A 14,701-nucleotide genomic window follows, 5' to 3' on the forward strand; every position below is an offset into this window, starting at 1 on the left:
CCATGACCACGCCCACCGGCATGTCCAACCTGCACCGCGAGCTCGCCCCGATCACGCCCCAGGCGTGGGCGGAGATCGAGGAGGAGGCCCGCCGCACCTTCCGCCGCAACCTCGCGGGACGGCGCGCCGTGGACGTCACGGGCCCGGACGGCCCCGGGCTCGCGGCCGTGGGCACGGGCCACCTCGCGCGGATCGACGCGCCCGCCGAGGGCGTCACCGCGCGGCTGCGCCAAGCCCAGCCCCTGGTCGAGCTCAACGTGCCGTTCAAGGTGAGCCGGGACGCGGTGGACGACGTCGACCGGGGCGCGCAGGACTCGGACTGGCAGCCCGTCAAGGACGCGGCGCGCACCATGGCCTTCGCCGAGGACCGCGCCCTCTTCGACGGCTACGCGGCGGCGGGCATCGACGGCCTGCGCAGCCGTACGTCCAACCCGGTGCTCGGACTCCCGGCACAGGCCCGCGAGTTCCCCGACGCGGTCAGCAAGGCCCTCACCACGCTGCGCCTCGCCGGGGTCGGCGGCCCGTACGCGCTGCTGCTCGGCGCCGAGGCGTACACGGCGGTCAGTGAGACCTCCGACCACGGCTACCCGATCGCAGCCCACCTCGACCGGCTGCTCGACGGCGAGGTCGTCTGGGCGCCCGCGCTCGACGGCGCGTTCCTGCTGTCCACGCGCGGCGGTGACTTCGAGCTGCGCCTCGGCGAGGACCTCGCCATCGGCTACACGGCGCACGACGCGAGCGACATCGAGCTGTACTTCCGGCAGACCCTCACCTTCCTCACCTACTCCGACGAGGCCGTCGTCGCCCTCGACTCCCCGGCGCGCGCGTCATGACCGAGGGGGAGCGGGGCGCCGACGAGGAATCCGCCCCGGCGTTCCGCCCGTACCACCACCCCGCCGCGGGCTGGGGAGCGGCCAAGAGCGTGTCCCGGTTCCTGCTGCGGGAACGGGAGTTCGTCGACGGGCCCCGGGCCGTCCAGCGCATGAACCACGAGGACAAGGGCTTCGACTGCCCCGGATGCGCCTGGCCGGACGACCTGAAGGGGCTCCGCCTCGACATCTGCGAGAACGGCATCAAGCACGTCACGTGGGAGATGACCCGCAAGCGCGTGGGGCCCGGCTTCTTCGCGGCCCATACGGTCGCCGAGCTCGCGGAGTGGAGCGACGCGGAGCTGGAGGACCAGGGCCGCCTCACCCACCCGATGCGCTACGAAGCGGCCACCGACACCTACGTCCCCGTCTCCTGGCGCGAGGCCTTCGCCCTGGTCGGCGAGAAACTGCGCGGCCTCGACCACCCCGGGCAGGCCGCTTTCTACACCTCGGGACGGCTCGGGAACGAGGCCACGTTCCTCTACCAGCTCATGGCCCGCGAGCTGGGCACGAACAATCTGCCCGACTGCTCCAACATGTGCCACGAGGCCAGCGGCCGCGCCCTCACGGCGTCCCTCGGCACCGGCAAGGGCACCGCCGACCTGAAGGACTGGGAGACCACCGACGCGCTCTTCATCCTCGGCGTCAACGCGGCCTCCAACGCGCCCCGGATGCTCACCGCGCTGGCCGAGGCCCACCAGCGCGGCGCGTCGATCGTGCACATCAACCCGCTCGTCGAGGCCGCCGCGACGCGCACGATCATCCCGCACGACTTCGTGAACATGGCCCTGTTCCGCTCCACGCCCACGAGCACGCTCAACGTGCAGCCGCGCATCGGCGGCGACATGGCGCTCGTCCGCGGCATGGCCAAGGCGGTCCTGGCCCGCGCCGAGGACGATCCCAAGGCGCTGGACCGGGAGTTCGTCGAGCGGTACACCACGGGCTTCGAGAAGTACCGGGAGCTGTGCGAGGCCACGTCCTGGGACGAGATCGAGCGGCAGAGCGGCGTGAGCCGCGCGGCGATCGAGAAGACGGCGCGCGTCTACCGTGAGGCCGACCGCTCCATCTTCAGCTGGTGCCTGGGCATCACCCAGCACGAGCACGGCGTCGACACCGTCCGCGAGATCGTCAACCTCCTGCTGCTGCGCGGCAATCTGGGCCGCGAGGGCGCGGGCCCCTCCCCGGTGCGCGGCCACAGCAACGTGCAGGGCAACCGCACCTGCGGCATCGACCACCGCCCCTCGGACGCCTTCCTCGACCGGCTGGCCGAGGCGTGCGGCATCGAACCGCCCCGGGAGCACGGCCTCGACACGGTCGGCACCATCCAGGCCATGCACAGCGGCGAGGTGAAGGTCTTCGTCGGCATGGGCGGCAACTTCGCGCTGGCCGCGCCCGACACCCCGTACACCGCCGAAGCGCTGCGGAAGTGCGAACTCACCGTCCAGGTCAGCACCAAGCTCAACCGCAGCCATCTCGTCCACGGGCGCGACGCGCTCATCCTGCCCTGCCTCGGCCGCACCGAGAAGGACGTCCAGCGCGGCGGCGAACAGGCCACCTCGGTCGAGGACTCGATGAGCATGGTCCACCTCTCGCGCGGCATGAAGCGCCCCGCCTCGCACCAGCTCCTCTCCGAACCGGCGATCGTCGCGGGCATGGCCCGCGCGGCCCTGCCCGACAGCGCCACGCCCTGGGAGTCGTACGTCGAGGACTACGACCGCGTCCGCGACACCATGTCCCGGGCCCTCGAAGGCTTCGAGGACTTCAACCGCCGCGTCCGGCTGCCCCTCGGCTTCCGGCTCCGCCAGCCCGCCCGCGAGCTGGTGTTCCTCACGCCGTCGGGCCGCGCGGAGTTCTCCGCCGCGGAACTCCCCGACGTCGTACCGGCCGAGGGCACCCTGAAGCTGGGCACGATGCGCTCGCACGACCAGTGGAACACCACGATCTACTCCGACGACGACCGCTACCGCGGCATCAGCAACCTGCGCACGCTGATCTTCATGAACGAGGACGACATGCGCGAGCGCGGCCTCGCCCTCTTCGACGAGGTCGACATCACCAGCATCGCCAGGGACGGCAGCACGCGAAGTCTCGCCGGGTACAAGGCCGTTCCGTACGACATCCCGCGGGGTTGCGCGGCGGGGTACATGCCGGAGATGAACGTGCTGTGCGCCATCGGCGACTACAGCACGCAGAGCGACCAGCCGCTGATGAAGAACGTGACGGTCACCGTGCGCCCTTCGACGGCGGGCTGACCGCCCGTTCCAGCGCGTCGAACGCGCCGTCGAGCCGGGCCCGGTGCTCATCGGCCAGGCCGGCGGGGCTGGCGCCCGCGAGCATACGGGCCACCGTGCCCGTGAAGACGGCGCGGTACGCGGCGACGGCCAGCGCGGCGGTCAGGCGCGGATCGGGCTCGCCCGCTTCCCGCAGGGCCTCGGCGAGCGCGGTCTCGATCTCCTCGACGCCCTCGCGCGCCCGCGCCCGCAGCGCGGCGGAGTCGAGGACGACGCGCGCGAAGCGCGGGCCCGAGTCGTGCAGGGCGCCCAGCGGATGCCCCTCGTCCGCGAGTCGGAGCAGCATACGGCGCAGCGCGGCGAGCGGCGTCTCGCCGGGGGAGCGGTCGCGCACTGCGCCGGTGAACAGCTCGACGGCCTCGGGGATGCGGTCGAGGAAGAGGTCCTCCTTGCGGGCGAAGTGGTTGAAGACCGTCATCGCCGAGACGTCCGCCGCCCGCGCGACCTCGCTCACCGTCACCGCGTCGAAGCCGCGCTCGGCGAAGAGCCCCGTCGCCACGTCGGAGATCCGCTGCCGGGTCTCCCGCTTCTTGCGGGCGCGCAGCGACTCCCGCGGTGCCGCCTGCCTTTGCTCAGCCATGACTCGAAGTATACCCACTCAAATAATTGAGTCACTAAAGTCAAACGCATGACACCACCGCGAGAAGACCTGGACCACGACGTCGTCGTCGCCGGAGGCGGCCCCGTCGGCCTGATGCTGGCCTGCGAACTCCGGCTGGGCGGCGCCCGCGTCGTCGTCCTGGAGCGCCGGACGGACATCGACCCGACCCTCAAGGCCGGAGGCATCAACCAGACGACCGCCGAGGCCCTCTACCGACGGGGCCTGCTGCCGAGGGCGGCCGAGGCGCAGGAGCGCCGGCTGGCGGAGTACGGCAAGGTCCTCGCGGCGCACGGAGGGGGCAAGCTCACCGTGCCGCCCAAGTTCGCCGGGCACTTCGCCGGGATCCCGCTCCGAGGTGACCTGATGGACACCACGGACCCGGACTTCGACGGTGCCGGACCCGCCGGGGAGGTCGGCGCCGTGCTCCAGCAGGACGTCGAGCGCATCCTCGGCGAGCACGCGGAGGAGCTGGGCGTGGACGTGCGCAGGGGCGTCGAGCTGACCGGCTTCGAGGCAGAGGCCGACGGGGTCGGGGTGCGCACCTCCGCCGGGAGTCTGCGCGCGGGCTGGCTCGTGGGCTGCGACGGCGGCCGCAGCCTCGTCCGCAAGCACGCCGGGTTCGCCTTCCCCGGCACCGACCCCGAGATCACCGGCCGTCAGGCGGTGGTCGAGATGACGGGAACGGAGGGCCTGCGGTACGGCTGGAACCGTACGGAGCACGGCACGTACGCCTTCGGGCCGATGCCCGGCCGCTTCCTCACCGTCGAGTTCGACGGGCCGCCCGCCGACCGGGAGGCGCCCGTCACGCGCGAGGAGCTGGAGAAGAGCCTGCGCCGGGTCTCCGGCGCCGACGTCCGTATCCAGGAGGTGCACAGCGCCACCCGCTTCACCGACAACGCGCGCCAGGCGGACCGCTACCGCGCGGGCCGCGTGCTGCTCGCGGGCGACGCCGCGCACGTCCACTCCCCGTTCGGCGGCCAGGGCCTCAACCTCGGCGTCGGCGACGCGATGAACCTCGGCTGGAAGCTCGCCGCCGTCGTACGCGGCGAAGCGCCCGACACGCTGCTCGACACCTACACCGCCGAGCGGCACCCCCTCGGCGACTGGGTGCTGCGCTGGACCCGCGCGCAGGTCGCGCTCATGCGCACGGACTCGCACGCGAGCGCGCTGCGCGACGTCGTCGCGGAGCTGATGGAGACGGTCACGGCGACGACGTTCCTGGTCAAGAAGATCTCCGGGGTCTGGCACCGCTACGAACTCCCCGGCCCCGAGCACCCCCTGACCGGCCGCTCGGCCCCCGACCTGGCTCTCGCCGACGGCTCCCGCCTCGCCGACCATCTGCACGGCGGGCACGGCCTGCTGCTCGACCTGGCGGGGGACGCCGCGGTGACGGACGTGGCGCACGGCTACGCGGGCCGCGTCGACACGCTCACCGTCCCGGGCGCGACCCCGGAGGAGACGGCCGCCCTGCTCGTACGGCCCGACGGCGTCGTGGCGTGGGCGACGGACGAGCCCGCCGACGCCGAGGGACTGGAGGAGGCCCTGTCCACCTGGTTCGGAGCCGCCGCATAGGCTCGCCCGGGCAACGGGACGAGCACGAGCACGACGAGCGAGGCGGTACGGACACATGGGTACGGAGGCGAACGGGAGCGCGGCCGACGGGACACCGGACCCCCGCCGACTGGCGCGGGTGCTGGCCGAGGACGGCGTACGGCTCGTCGTGGACCCGGCGCTCTCCGACGCGCTGGTCCGCGAACTGGCCGCCGTCACGGGCCTGACGCCCACCCGCGACCCGGCGAGCGGCCCCGGCCCCGCCGTCCACGTCGGTCCCACTCTCCCCGCCGCACTGCGCGAGGGCGACGCGCTGCTGTGGGCGCACAGCACCAACGCGGGCGTGGACGCGCTGCTCCGCCCCGGCTGGCCCCCGCACGCGCTGCTCACCCGCACGGTCGGCAGGATGGGCGAACGTATCGCGCAGTACGTCCTGGCCTGGGTGCTCGCCGACTGCCAGCGGATCCCCGACGTGCTCGCCGACCACCGGGCCCGCACCTGGGAGCGACGCCAGGGCGAACTCCTGGACGGCACCCACGCCGTCGTCTTCGGCACCGGCGCCATCGGCTCCGCCGTCGCCGCCGCGCTCCAGCGGCTCGGCGTCCGTACGACCGGCGTCGCCCGCACCCCGCGCGACACCCCCGGCTTCGACCTCGTCATCGCCCTCGCCGACGCCCCGGCCGCCCTCCCCGGGGCGCGCTGGGTCGTCAACGCGCTGCCCCTCACCCCGGACACACGCGCCCTCTTCGCGGCCCCGCTGCTCACGGCCATGGACGGCGCGACGTTCGTCAACGTCGGCCGCGGCGAATCCGTCGACCTCGACGCTCTCCGCACCGCCCTCACCACGGGCCACGTCGCCCGAGCCGTTCTCGACGTCCTCCCCACCGAACCCGCACCCCCGCACGCCCCCGCCTGGGACCTGCCCCGCACCGTCATCACGTCCCACTCCGCGGGCGTCACGACGGACACGGACATCGCCACCGACTTCCGCGCAGCCTGGCAGCAAACCACGGAGGGCCGCCTGCCGAACCTCGCGGTACGGGTGGGCGCGGGCTACTGAGCCGTCCTACTGAAGTGCCTTGCGGACGACCGTCAGCAGCCCGCGCGTGCCCTGCGAGGTGAGGGTGGAGCGGTCGGAGTGGGCGGAGAGGAGGGAGCGGGTGCTGAGGAAGGAGGCTACGGAGGCGTAGGAGAGGGACGAGCCGATGGAGGCGGCCGAGAGGGCGCTCCCGATCGAGCCGACCGAGAGCACCGAGCCCACGGAGCCGACCGAGAGCACCGAGCCGACCGAGCCGATGGACAGCACCGAGTCCTTGGACCACAGGGAGAGCACGGAGCCGTGCTTCTTCTTCCGGTTCCGGCAGAACGCGCGAGTGGAGGCCATGGACCGATGGTGCCGTACGGCTACGGCTGCGTGTAGCGTTCGAAGCCGTCGATGAGGCCCTCGCGGCTGGGGTTGTTGAACTCCCGTACCGAGAAGTCCCGCATCAGGGAGGTCTCCGTCGGCCGGTAGAGCCCCTTCTCGTAGTAGCCCGCGCCCTCGAACGCGCCCGTCTGGCCGCCCGCCGGGTCGTCCTTGCCCAGCCAGTCGTGCCACTTGGCGCCGTTCTGCTTCATCTCGTCGGCGGTGTACGTGCTGATGTTGACGTCCTCGGGCTCGGGGCCGGTGTACTCGCCGCTCTGCCCGTAGTCGTACTCGTCCGCGAGGCGGCCGATCGAGTGGGCCATCTCGTGGACGGCGATGAGACCGGAGTCGGCGTTGTCGGAGGAGAGGGTCGAGACGCCGTCGAAGGGGTAGTCGGTGAGGCGGTTGTAGCCCGCGCCGCCGTACTTCTCGGAGTTGGAGACGACCACGACGATGTCGGCGGCGGGCGCCTTCGCGGCGTACGAGTTGACCTTGTTCAGGTCGGCGCAGAGCAGCCGCTCCATGCCGTCGCACCAGAAGTACGAGCCGAGCGCGGTGTCCTTGACGACGTCCTGGCCCGGGTCGCCGGAGACGCCCGAGTCGTTGGAGACGGCGTCGACGGTCCAGACGTTCATCTTGTCCGTGTGGCTCTTGTACGGCTCGACGGCGGTGACGTCGCCCCACTTGGCCTCGGCGTCCTTGTGGAAGTCCTCCTGCTGGTCGGCCGTGTAGCCGTCGCCGACGAAGACCAGGTCGAGGCGCTCCTCGGTGGAGCCCGTGCGGTGGAGGGCCTCGACCGCCCCGTCGGCCTTCGCCTCGGCGGCGGAGAGGGGACGCTGCTGGTCGGTGATCCGCTTCGGGGCCCGCGCGGGGACGTCCGGGCGGTAGCCGCCGGGGCCGGAGGGGGCGAAGTGCTCGACGTCGTGCGTACGGGCCGACTGGTTCGCTGTTCCGTCGGTCGGAGCCGCGTTTCCGCTCGGGGCCAGGGAGAGCAGCGCGGCGGCTGCGGCGAGTGCGGAAACTGTGGCTGTCGCGGCGAACTTGCGTCTGTGGGGGGACATGCGTTCAACGTAAGGAGGCGGGGTGTGTGCGGCAAGAGGTGCGCAGGAGTGTGCAGGAGTGTGCGGGAGCCTGCCGCTGTCAGGTTCCCCGACGTGCCTCGACGTGCCGTACGCGCCCTACGTCCGTTCCGTCAGCTCGTCCCAGCGGCGCTGCGCCGCCGGGCGCCACTCGACATGGCGGCGGTGGAAGAGCGCTGCGGCCTCGGCGCCGCTCCAGCGGGCGGGGAGCAGTTCGCGCGGCAGCATCGGGTCGAGGAACGGGAAGCGGCGCCACTCGTGGACGAGGCGGGTCAGCGCGTGCAGCACCGCGTCGCCGCCCGAGGGGCGCAGCCCGGTGAACTCGGCGGTGAACTCCTCGTAGCGCCCGGCCAGTTCGCCGAGGTCCCAGGCGCGGGAGACCATCGACTCCTGGCTGCCCGCCGCGCCGTACGCGGCGGTGAACGACATGGCGTCCTCCGCGAGGCCCAGCTCCTTGAGGACGTCCAGCGCCTCCGTCTCGCGGCCGGTGTGCGGGGTGATCCAGACGCCCGGCGTGGGCGAGCCGAAACCGGCCCAGCTCAGCCGGGTCCGCAGCTTGTGCCGCAGCTCGCGGCGGGACTCCGGGACCGAGGTGAGCAGCACCAGCCACGTGCCGTCCCACGCTTCCTCGGCGCTGCCGAAGCCGTAGATCCGCTCGGCGCCCTCGGTCAGCAGCCGCCGTCCCGTCGGCGTGAGGATCCAGCGGACCCTGCGGCCCACCCGTTCGGAGATCAGCCAGCCCTCGGCGGCGACGCGGGCGAGGGCCTGGCGGGCCGACTTCTCCTCGACGTCGAAGGTGGCCAGCGCGTCGACGAGGACGGAGGTCCACACGGGCCGCTCCCGGGGGAGCACGAACTCGCCGAGCAGTGTGGTCAGGAGCGAGCGCGCGCTCGCGTGGCTCACCTCGCGCCGTCTGCTGACCACCGGCCGCGCCCCCGCCCCCGCCGCCGCCGATCCCGTCATCGTCCCTCGCTTTCCCTTCGGCCCTCCGGTCAGGGTAGCCCTGGCCAATAGTTGACGCTATCTTGTCGCGTCGTTAAGTAAGTGTGGAGCTTGGACGAAGCTAAGGACACACCTCCATGAAGAGATCCCGGGCCGCGCGCCGGTCCCGAAGGCTCAGGCCGCGCGCGGTGCTGCTGCCGCTGCTCGTCGCGCTGACGGGCGCGCTCCTCGCGCCTCCCGCCCTCGCGGAAGAGCCCGACCGTACGGCCCCCACCGAACGGAAGCTCACGGTCACCGCGCTCTCCAGCCGCCCCGACGCGGTGACCGGATCCGACGCGCTGCTCCGCGTCTCCCTCCCGGGAGGCACGCGGCCCGACTCCGTCAGGATCGCCCTCAACGGCGCCGATGTCACCAAGTCGTTCTCGCCGGACGACGGCGGACTCACCGGGCTGGTCGAGGGCTTGCGCCCGCGCGCCAACACCGTCACCGCGACCGCGCCGGGGCGGCGCCCCGCACGCCTCGCGCTCACCAACCACCCCGCCGAGGGCCCCGTGTTCTCCGGTCCGCACCAGAAGCCGTACGTGTGCGAGACGGACTCCTTCAAGCTGCCGGTGATCGGTGGCACGCTCGGGAAACCACTCGACGACGACTGCACCGTCCGCACCCGCGTCGACTACTTCTACCGGACCACCGACGGCGCCTTCCGGCCGCTGCCCGGCGGCGCCAAGGCCACCGGGCATCCGGCCGACCTCGCCACCACCACGACGTCGACGGGGAAGAGGGTGCCCTACGTCGTCCGGATGGAGACCGGCACCCGCAACCGTGCCGTCTACCAGACGACGCTGCTGCACGACCCCGTGAATGAGCCCGCGCCCGGCCCCCGCGCGCGGCCCGAGGGCTGGAACGGGCGGGCGCTCTTCACGCTCGGCGGCGGCTGCACCGGCGGCTGGTACCGGCAGGGGAACACGACGGGCGGCGTCACCGACGACGCGATGCTGCGCGAGGGGTACGCCGTGATGTCGTCCTCGCTCAACGTCTTCGGCCAGAACTGCTCCGACCTGACGGCCGCCGAGACGGCCTCGATGGTCAAGGAGCGGTTCACCGAGACGTACGGGCCCGTCGCGCACACCATCGGCTTCGGCTGCTCCGGCGGCTCGTACCAGGCGTACCAGATCGCCGACAACTACCCGGGCATCTTCGACGGCATCATCCCCGGCTGCTCCTTCCCCGACGTCGGCTTCGCGATGACCCAGCGCGTCACCGACACCAAGCTCCTCACGGACTATCTCGATGCCTACGGCAAGGGCTGGAGCGAGGAGCAGAAGCGCGCCGTCACCGGCTTCGGCCGCTACGTCACCGCCACCGCCACCAAGGGCGACGCGGCCCGTATCGACCCCACGGCCAACTGCGGCGTGCTGCCCGAGAAGCTGCGCTACGACCCGGAGACCAACCCGCGCGGCGCCCGCTGCGACCTCTACGACCACGCGAAGAACGTCTACGGCACCGACCCGGGTACGGGCTTCGCGCGCCGCCCGCTCGACAACGTCGGCATCCAGTACGGCCTGAAGGCCCTCAAGGACGGCACCCTCACCAAGGAGCAGTTCCTCGACCTGAACGAGAAGGTCGGCGGCTTCGACAAGGACGCCCGGCACAGCGCCGGGCGCACCGAGGCCGACCCGAAGGCGCTCCGCACCGCCTACCGCACCGGGCGGCTCACCAACGGGGGCGGCGGCCTGAAGGACGTACCGATCCTCGAATACCGCGCCTACCAGGACGACACCCCCAAGGGCGACACACATCTGCGCTACTACTCGCTCTCGATGCGCGAGCGCCTGAAGAAGGCCAACGGGACCGCCGCGAACATGGTCAGCGTCCTGGAGGACTCGCGGTACGGCGGCTTCAGCACCGAGAGCCCGCTGCTGCGGAAGTCGATCACGATGATGGACCGCTGGCTGACCGCGCTGGACGCCGACACCTCGGACGCGCCCCGCATCGAGAAGATCGTCCGCGCCAAGCCCGGCGGGCTGCGCGAGGGCTGCAACACGCGGGACGCCGAGCCCCGCTTCCTGGCCCAGAAACTCGACCGGAACCCGGACAGCACCTGCGAGAAGCTCTACCCCTCGCACTCCTTCCCGCGCGAGGTCGCGGGTGAGGGCATCGCCACCGACGTGATCAAGTGCCGCACGGAACGGCCCCGGCGCGAGTCGTACGGCGACGTGCGCTGGACCGACGCCGAGTGGAAGCGGCTGCGCGCCGTCTTCGACCGCGGCGTCTGCGACTACGGCAAGAAGGGCGTGGGGCAGCAGGGGCTCAAGGGCACCTGGCTGCGCTTCTGACGCGATCCTGAGTGGCGGGCGTCACGGACAGACCCGCCCACTCAGGGATAAGTTCTCCGTACACGGAAAAGGGAACGACCGGAGTCTGCGCGTGCGAGCGACAACTTTCGGGCTGACGCTGCGCGCGCTGGCCTGCGCCCTGATGGCATGGCTGGTGTGGCTGTGCTTCCACCTGAGCACCCGCGACGCGGTCGACGTCGACTGGACCTGTGATGCCACGGGCTGCTCCAGCAACGACTTCGCGAGCGTCGCGCCGGTCCTGGGCGTGCTGACGGGGGTGGCGCTCGCCGTGATGGCCTCCCGGTTCCTGCACCGCGCGGCACCCGGCAGCGCCGTCGCGTTCTCCGCGCTCGCCGCCGCCAGCGGCTGGCACGCGGCGCTCGACGCGGGCCGGGTCGCCGAGGGCACGTACACCGACTGGCATCTGCTCGTCCCCGTCGCCCGGCTCTCCGTCTCCACCTGGCTCACGGTCCTCGCCGCCGTGGCGGGAGCCGGGGCGCTGGGCGCCGCCTGGGGCGCGGCGGTCAGCCTGCGCCGTACGGCGATGCTCGCGCGGCTCCGCGCCGGCCGCGCCACGGCGGAGGCCGAACTCCAGGGCTGGCGCTCCACCGGCCGCAGGCGGGGAGCGGTCACGGTCGTCTTCCGGGACGCCCGCGGCGTACGCCACGAGGTGCCCACCGTCACTGAACGCCTCGCCCTCGGCCGCCCCGTGCTCGCCGTCTACGACGAGGCGCGGCCCGGCGACCCCGCCACGACCCGCGTCGCCATCCCCCGCAAACGGCTGGCCCCCGCGGGGCGGTTCGCATGAGGCTCACCGTCCCCGCCGTGCTCTCGGGCTGTCTGCTCGGCGCGACGCTCGCCCTCCTCGTCCACGGGTTCACCCACGAGGTGCTCTGGATGCGGATCGTCGGACTCGGGACGACCGCGCTGCAGCTCCTCCTGCTCTCCTGGACCGCCGAGCTCTCCGCCAAGGGCCACGCGTCCCCGCTCCGCCCGAACGGGCCCCGCGCCTACGCGCCCGCGCGCGTCCGCTCGGCCCGCGCGGTGAACGACCCGCGTGGGGTCCACAAGGGCATGTTCGTCTTCGAACTGACCGTCCATCCCGAGGACAGGGCGCCGTTCGGCGTGCGGATCCTCCACCCGCTCGACCTCCAGGGGCTGCTGCGGCGCCGCACCGCCGTCGTCGAGTACGACCCGCGCCAGCCCTGGCGCGTGGTGCTGCCCGCCGACCCGCCGTGGGAGTGGGCGGCCCGCGCCGAGGCCCTCGCGTCGAACCCCGTGGAGACCGCGCCGCCCCCTGTCGCGGCGCGGATCCCGCCCGGGTTCCCGGTGCTCGTGACCGGCCTGTGGACCGGCGTCGCGTTCACCTGGCTGCTGTCACGCTGAGCCCCGGCCGCCTCCGCCCAGGTGCCGGTCGAAGAACGCCCGTACGGTGCCGCGCACCAGCGGGACCGAGCGCTCGGGGGCGATCCTCCCCACGAGCGCGTTCCGCCCTTCTGCGGTCATCAGCCCCGCCCCCTCCAGATGGGGCGCCATCGCGGCGAGGTCGGTGAAGACCCAGTGCGCCGCGCCGTCGATCTCCACGCGGCGCGTTCGGCCGCCGGGGTGGTCCAGCATCGCGCCCCACGACCGGTCGAACCGCGCGTCCCGGAAGCCGTCGGTGCCCACCAGGAGCAGCGGCCTGTCCACCCCCTCCCGCGCGACCGGCAGCAGCTCGCCCGAGGGCAGGTCGAGGTAGCCCTCCAGGTCGACGGCGGCGCCGATCCGGTCGTCCTCGTCCATCGCCTGCGCCACGGCCGTACCGCCCGCCGAGTGCCCGTAGACGCCCACGCGCCGCAGGTCCAGGGCGAGTCCGAGCGCTTCCGCCTGTGCGGGGAGCGCGTCGAGCACGTACCGGAGATCGGCGATCCGGGTCTCCGTCATCGTGCGGAAGAGCGGGGTGTCCGCCGCCGGGTCGCCGCGCAGCACCGTCGTCCGTACCCGCCCGCCGGGGAACTCGACCTCGCTCGTCTCGCCCGGGTGGTCCACGCTCACCACCACATAGCCGTGGCTCGCCAGGTCCTGCGCGAGGGACGTCCCCAGGGTGCGCGGGTCGCCGCCGCCCGGACTGTGCAGCAGCACCGGGCGGGGAGGGGTGGCGGGGAGGGGCGGCGCGTCCTGGTAGGCGTGGCTGCGCGTCGCCGCCCAGTCCACGCCGCTCGCCGGGAGCTGGGGGTGCAGGAACGTGGCGTCGAGCCGCCCGAACCACGCGGCCGCGCCCGGCGTCATCTGCGGCGCCCGTGCCCGGTCGTGCGTGGTGCGGTGCGCCGGATGGAAGACGCTGACCATCAGCTCCCGGCGGCCCAGCTCCGGGTCCCACGGGTCGTTCCGGCCTTCGTCGGTCAGGTGGAGGACGGTCACGCCCACGCGGTGCGGCCCGGTCGGCGCGGGCAGCCGCGGCGTGAGCGGTGGCCCGGAGAGCTCCTGACCGGCCTGGTTGAATGGAGAAGTCGTCGGCATGGCAGGAATCCTGGCGCTGGACCGGGCGTACGGGCGAAGGTTCAGGCCCAGCCCGAAAGGCTGGCGGACACGAGGGCGCGAACGGGCACGAGAACGGGGACGAGGACGAGGGGGCCGGGCCGGTGATCCGTATCCGCTGCACCGCCGCCGATCTCGCCCGCGTCTGCTTCGCGCCCCGCCCCGCGCCGCTCCTGGAGCTGAACACCGCCCTCGCCATGATGCTGCGCCGCGACGACGACCTGCTCCTCGGCCGCTGGCGACGCCGACTCCTCCGCGCGCTGCCCGCAGCGGCCGAGCCCCTCGCGGACCTCGTGCCCGGCGGGACGCCGCCCCTCTTCCTCGACGTCTTCGCCGACAGCGTCACGGAGGGGCAGCAGGCCGTACGGAGCACGCCGCCGGATCTCGTCCGCGCCGAACTCGCCCGCGTCTACGCCCGCCACCCGGCCCCGCCCCCACGCTGGATCCACGCCCTGCACAGGGGAGAGGCGGAGGCGTGGCAGCGGCTGCTGCGCGCCCAGCGCGCGGCGTTCGAGGCGGCGGTACGGCCCGTATGGGACCAGGTCCAGGACCTGCACCGGGCGGAGTTCACCCGGCACGCGCTGACGGTGGCCGAACGGGGCATCGGCGCGGCCCTCACGGACGCCGTGCCCGGCTCGCGGTTCCGCGACGGCGTCTGGGAGTGCCCGGGCCCCCACGAGGCGGACCTCGCGCTGGACGGCCGAACCCTCGTCCTGCGCCCCACCTTCCACTGGACGGCCCACCCCCTGCTCGCCGCCCCGCCCCCGCCGGGCGACGAGGTGACGGTCACCTACCCGGCGGGGCCCGGACTCCCCCTCCCGCGCGCGGCCGACGGGGACGGCGGACTGTCGGACGTACTGGGACGTACGCGCGCCGAGGCCCTGCGCCTGCTGGAGGACGAGCACACGACGAGCCAGCTCGCACGCCGTCTCCGCGTCAGCAACGCGACCGCGTCCGCACACGCGGCAGCACTCCGGGGCGCGGGCCTGATCACGACGACCCGGGCAGGCCGCGCGGTCCTGCACCGACGCGCACCCCTGGGCGACCTGCTGGCCCGCCGCCGCGACGGCGACCCGTCCCGCGCCTGAGCCGCAGCTCCGCACGGGCCGC

The 14,701-nt window shown here is 73.3% G+C and carries 13 protein-coding genes; 8 read left to right on the forward strand and 5 right to left on the reverse strand.

The window, feature by feature from the left end; translation table 11 throughout:
* Positions 1–20: 20 nt before the first annotated feature.
* Entirely contained in the window at positions 21–833 is an 813-nt protein-coding gene (locus ACGF3A_RS13710; RefSeq protein WP_393730659.1) for a family 1 encapsulin nanocompartment shell protein, read from the forward strand.
* On the forward strand, positions 830–3,121 hold the full coding sequence (locus ACGF3A_RS13715) for an FdhF/YdeP family oxidoreductase (protein WP_393729201.1): 2,292 nt from the start codon (positions 830–832) through the stop codon (positions 3,119–3,121). Before ACGF3A_RS13710 ends, ACGF3A_RS13715 begins: the two co-directional genes overlap by 4 nt.
* Here the strand turns inward: ACGF3A_RS13715 and ACGF3A_RS13720 are convergent.
* The gene (locus ACGF3A_RS13720) at positions 3,093–3,740 is read right to left on the reverse strand and encodes a TetR/AcrR family transcriptional regulator (protein WP_393729203.1); all 648 of its coding nucleotides are present in this window, start codon (positions 3,738–3,740) and stop codon (positions 3,093–3,095) included. The two genes, ACGF3A_RS13715 and ACGF3A_RS13720, sit on opposite strands and share 29 nt — an antisense overlap.
* 48 nt (positions 3,741–3,788) lie before the next feature.
* On the opposite strand from ACGF3A_RS13720, the gene ACGF3A_RS13725 reads away from it, so the two are divergent.
* Positions 3,789–5,333, forward strand: a complete 1,545-nt coding sequence (locus tag ACGF3A_RS13725) for an FAD-dependent oxidoreductase (protein WP_393729205.1) — start codon at positions 3,789–3,791, stop codon at positions 5,331–5,333.
* A gap of 55 nt (positions 5,334–5,388) precedes the next feature.
* Positions 5,389–6,372 carry an NAD(P)-dependent oxidoreductase gene (locus tag ACGF3A_RS13730; RefSeq protein WP_393729207.1) on the forward strand — a complete coding sequence of 328 codons (984 nt, stop codon included), beginning with the start codon at positions 5,389–5,391 and terminating at the stop codon, positions 6,370–6,372.
* Between the two features lie 6 nt (positions 6,373–6,378).
* On the opposite strand, the gene ACGF3A_RS13735 is transcribed toward ACGF3A_RS13730, so the two are convergent.
* From ACGF3A_RS13735 to ACGF3A_RS13745, 3 genes are all read right to left on the reverse strand, one after another.
* The gene (locus tag ACGF3A_RS13735; RefSeq protein WP_393729209.1) at positions 6,379–6,696 is read right to left on the reverse strand and encodes a hypothetical protein; all 318 of its coding nucleotides are present in this window, start codon (positions 6,694–6,696) and stop codon (positions 6,379–6,381) included.
* Between the two features lie 20 nt (positions 6,697–6,716).
* On the reverse strand, positions 6,717–7,778 hold the full coding sequence (locus ACGF3A_RS13740; RefSeq protein ID WP_393729211.1) for a M64 family metallopeptidase: 1,062 nt from the start codon (positions 7,776–7,778) through the stop codon (positions 6,717–6,719).
* 117 nt (positions 7,779–7,895) lie between these two features.
* A complete protein-coding gene (locus tag ACGF3A_RS13745) occupies positions 7,896–8,759 on the reverse strand; it encodes a PaaX family transcriptional regulator C-terminal domain-containing protein (protein ID WP_393729213.1) in 864 nt (287 codons plus the stop codon).
* Positions 8,760–8,875: 116 nt separating this feature from the next.
* Here ACGF3A_RS13745 and ACGF3A_RS13750 point away from each other — a divergent pair, with 116 nt between their 5' ends.
* From ACGF3A_RS13750 to ACGF3A_RS13760, 3 genes are all read left to right on the forward strand, one after another.
* On the forward strand, positions 8,876–11,074 hold the full coding sequence (locus ACGF3A_RS13750) for a DUF6351 family protein (protein WP_393729215.1): 2,199 nt from the start codon (positions 8,876–8,878) through the stop codon (positions 11,072–11,074).
* A 91-nt stretch (positions 11,075–11,165) separates the two neighbouring features.
* The gene (locus ACGF3A_RS13755; RefSeq protein ID WP_393729217.1) at positions 11,166–11,882 is read left to right on the forward strand and encodes a hypothetical protein; all 717 of its coding nucleotides are present in this window, start codon (positions 11,166–11,168) and stop codon (positions 11,880–11,882) included.
* Positions 11,879–12,460 carry a hypothetical protein gene (locus ACGF3A_RS13760; protein WP_393729219.1) on the forward strand — a complete coding sequence of 194 codons (582 nt, stop codon included), beginning with the start codon at positions 11,879–11,881 and terminating at the stop codon, positions 12,458–12,460. The genes ACGF3A_RS13755 and ACGF3A_RS13760 overlap by 4 nt, the downstream gene beginning before the upstream one ends.
* On the opposite strand, the gene ACGF3A_RS13765 is transcribed toward ACGF3A_RS13760, so the two are convergent.
* Entirely contained in the window at positions 12,452–13,573 is a 1,122-nt protein-coding gene (locus ACGF3A_RS13765) for an alpha/beta hydrolase family protein (RefSeq protein WP_393729221.1), read from the reverse strand. The two genes, ACGF3A_RS13760 and ACGF3A_RS13765, sit on opposite strands and share 9 nt — an antisense overlap.
* On the opposite strand from ACGF3A_RS13765, the gene ACGF3A_RS13770 reads away from it, so the two are divergent.
* Complete coding sequence (locus ACGF3A_RS13770; protein WP_393729223.1) at positions 13,555–14,679, forward strand: winged helix-turn-helix domain-containing protein; 1,125 nt, start codon at positions 13,555–13,557, stop codon at positions 14,677–14,679. The genes ACGF3A_RS13765 and ACGF3A_RS13770 overlap by 19 nt on opposite strands.
* Positions 14,680–14,701: the final 22 nt, after the last annotated feature.

It is taken from the genome of Streptomyces sp. NPDC048172, from assembly GCF_043202595.1.
GTDB lineage: Bacteria > Actinomycetota > Actinomycetes > Streptomycetales > Streptomycetaceae > Streptomyces.

Bases quoted from the DNA above. Each gene is read 5' to 3' on its own strand.
- ACGF3A_RS13710 (WP_393730659.1), top strand. From the start codon at position 21: ATGTCCAACCTGCACCGCGAGCTCGCCCCGATCACGCCCCAGGCGTGG.
- ACGF3A_RS13715 (WP_393729201.1), top strand. From the start codon at position 830: ATGACCGAGGGGGAGCGGGGCGCCGACGAGGAATCCGCCCCGGCGTTC.
- ACGF3A_RS13720 (WP_393729203.1), bottom strand. From the start codon at position 3,740: ATGGCTGAGCAAAGGCAGGCGGCACCGCGGGAGTCGCTGCGCGCCCGC.
- ACGF3A_RS13725 (WP_393729205.1), top strand. From the start codon at position 3,789: ATGACACCACCGCGAGAAGACCTGGACCACGACGTCGTCGTCGCCGGA.
- ACGF3A_RS13730 (WP_393729207.1), top strand. From the start codon at position 5,389: ATGGGTACGGAGGCGAACGGGAGCGCGGCCGACGGGACACCGGACCCC.
- ACGF3A_RS13735 (WP_393729209.1), bottom strand. From the start codon at position 6,696: ATGGCCTCCACTCGCGCGTTCTGCCGGAACCGGAAGAAGAAGCACGGC.
- ACGF3A_RS13740 (WP_393729211.1), bottom strand. From the start codon at position 7,778: ATGTCCCCCCACAGACGCAAGTTCGCCGCGACAGCCACAGTTTCCGCA.
- ACGF3A_RS13745 (WP_393729213.1), bottom strand. From the start codon at position 8,759: ATGACGGGATCGGCGGCGGCGGGGGCGGGGGCGCGGCCGGTGGTCAGC.
- ACGF3A_RS13750 (WP_393729215.1), top strand. From the start codon at position 8,876: ATGAAGAGATCCCGGGCCGCGCGCCGGTCCCGAAGGCTCAGGCCGCGC.
- ACGF3A_RS13760 (WP_393729219.1), top strand. From the start codon at position 11,879: ATGAGGCTCACCGTCCCCGCCGTGCTCTCGGGCTGTCTGCTCGGCGCG.
- ACGF3A_RS13770 (WP_393729223.1), top strand. From the start codon at position 13,555: ATGGAGAAGTCGTCGGCATGGCAGGAATCCTGGCGCTGGACCGGGCGT.
- ACGF3A_RS13765 (WP_393729221.1), bottom strand. From the start codon at position 13,573: ATGCCGACGACTTCTCCATTCAACCAGGCCGGTCAGGAGCTCTCCGGG.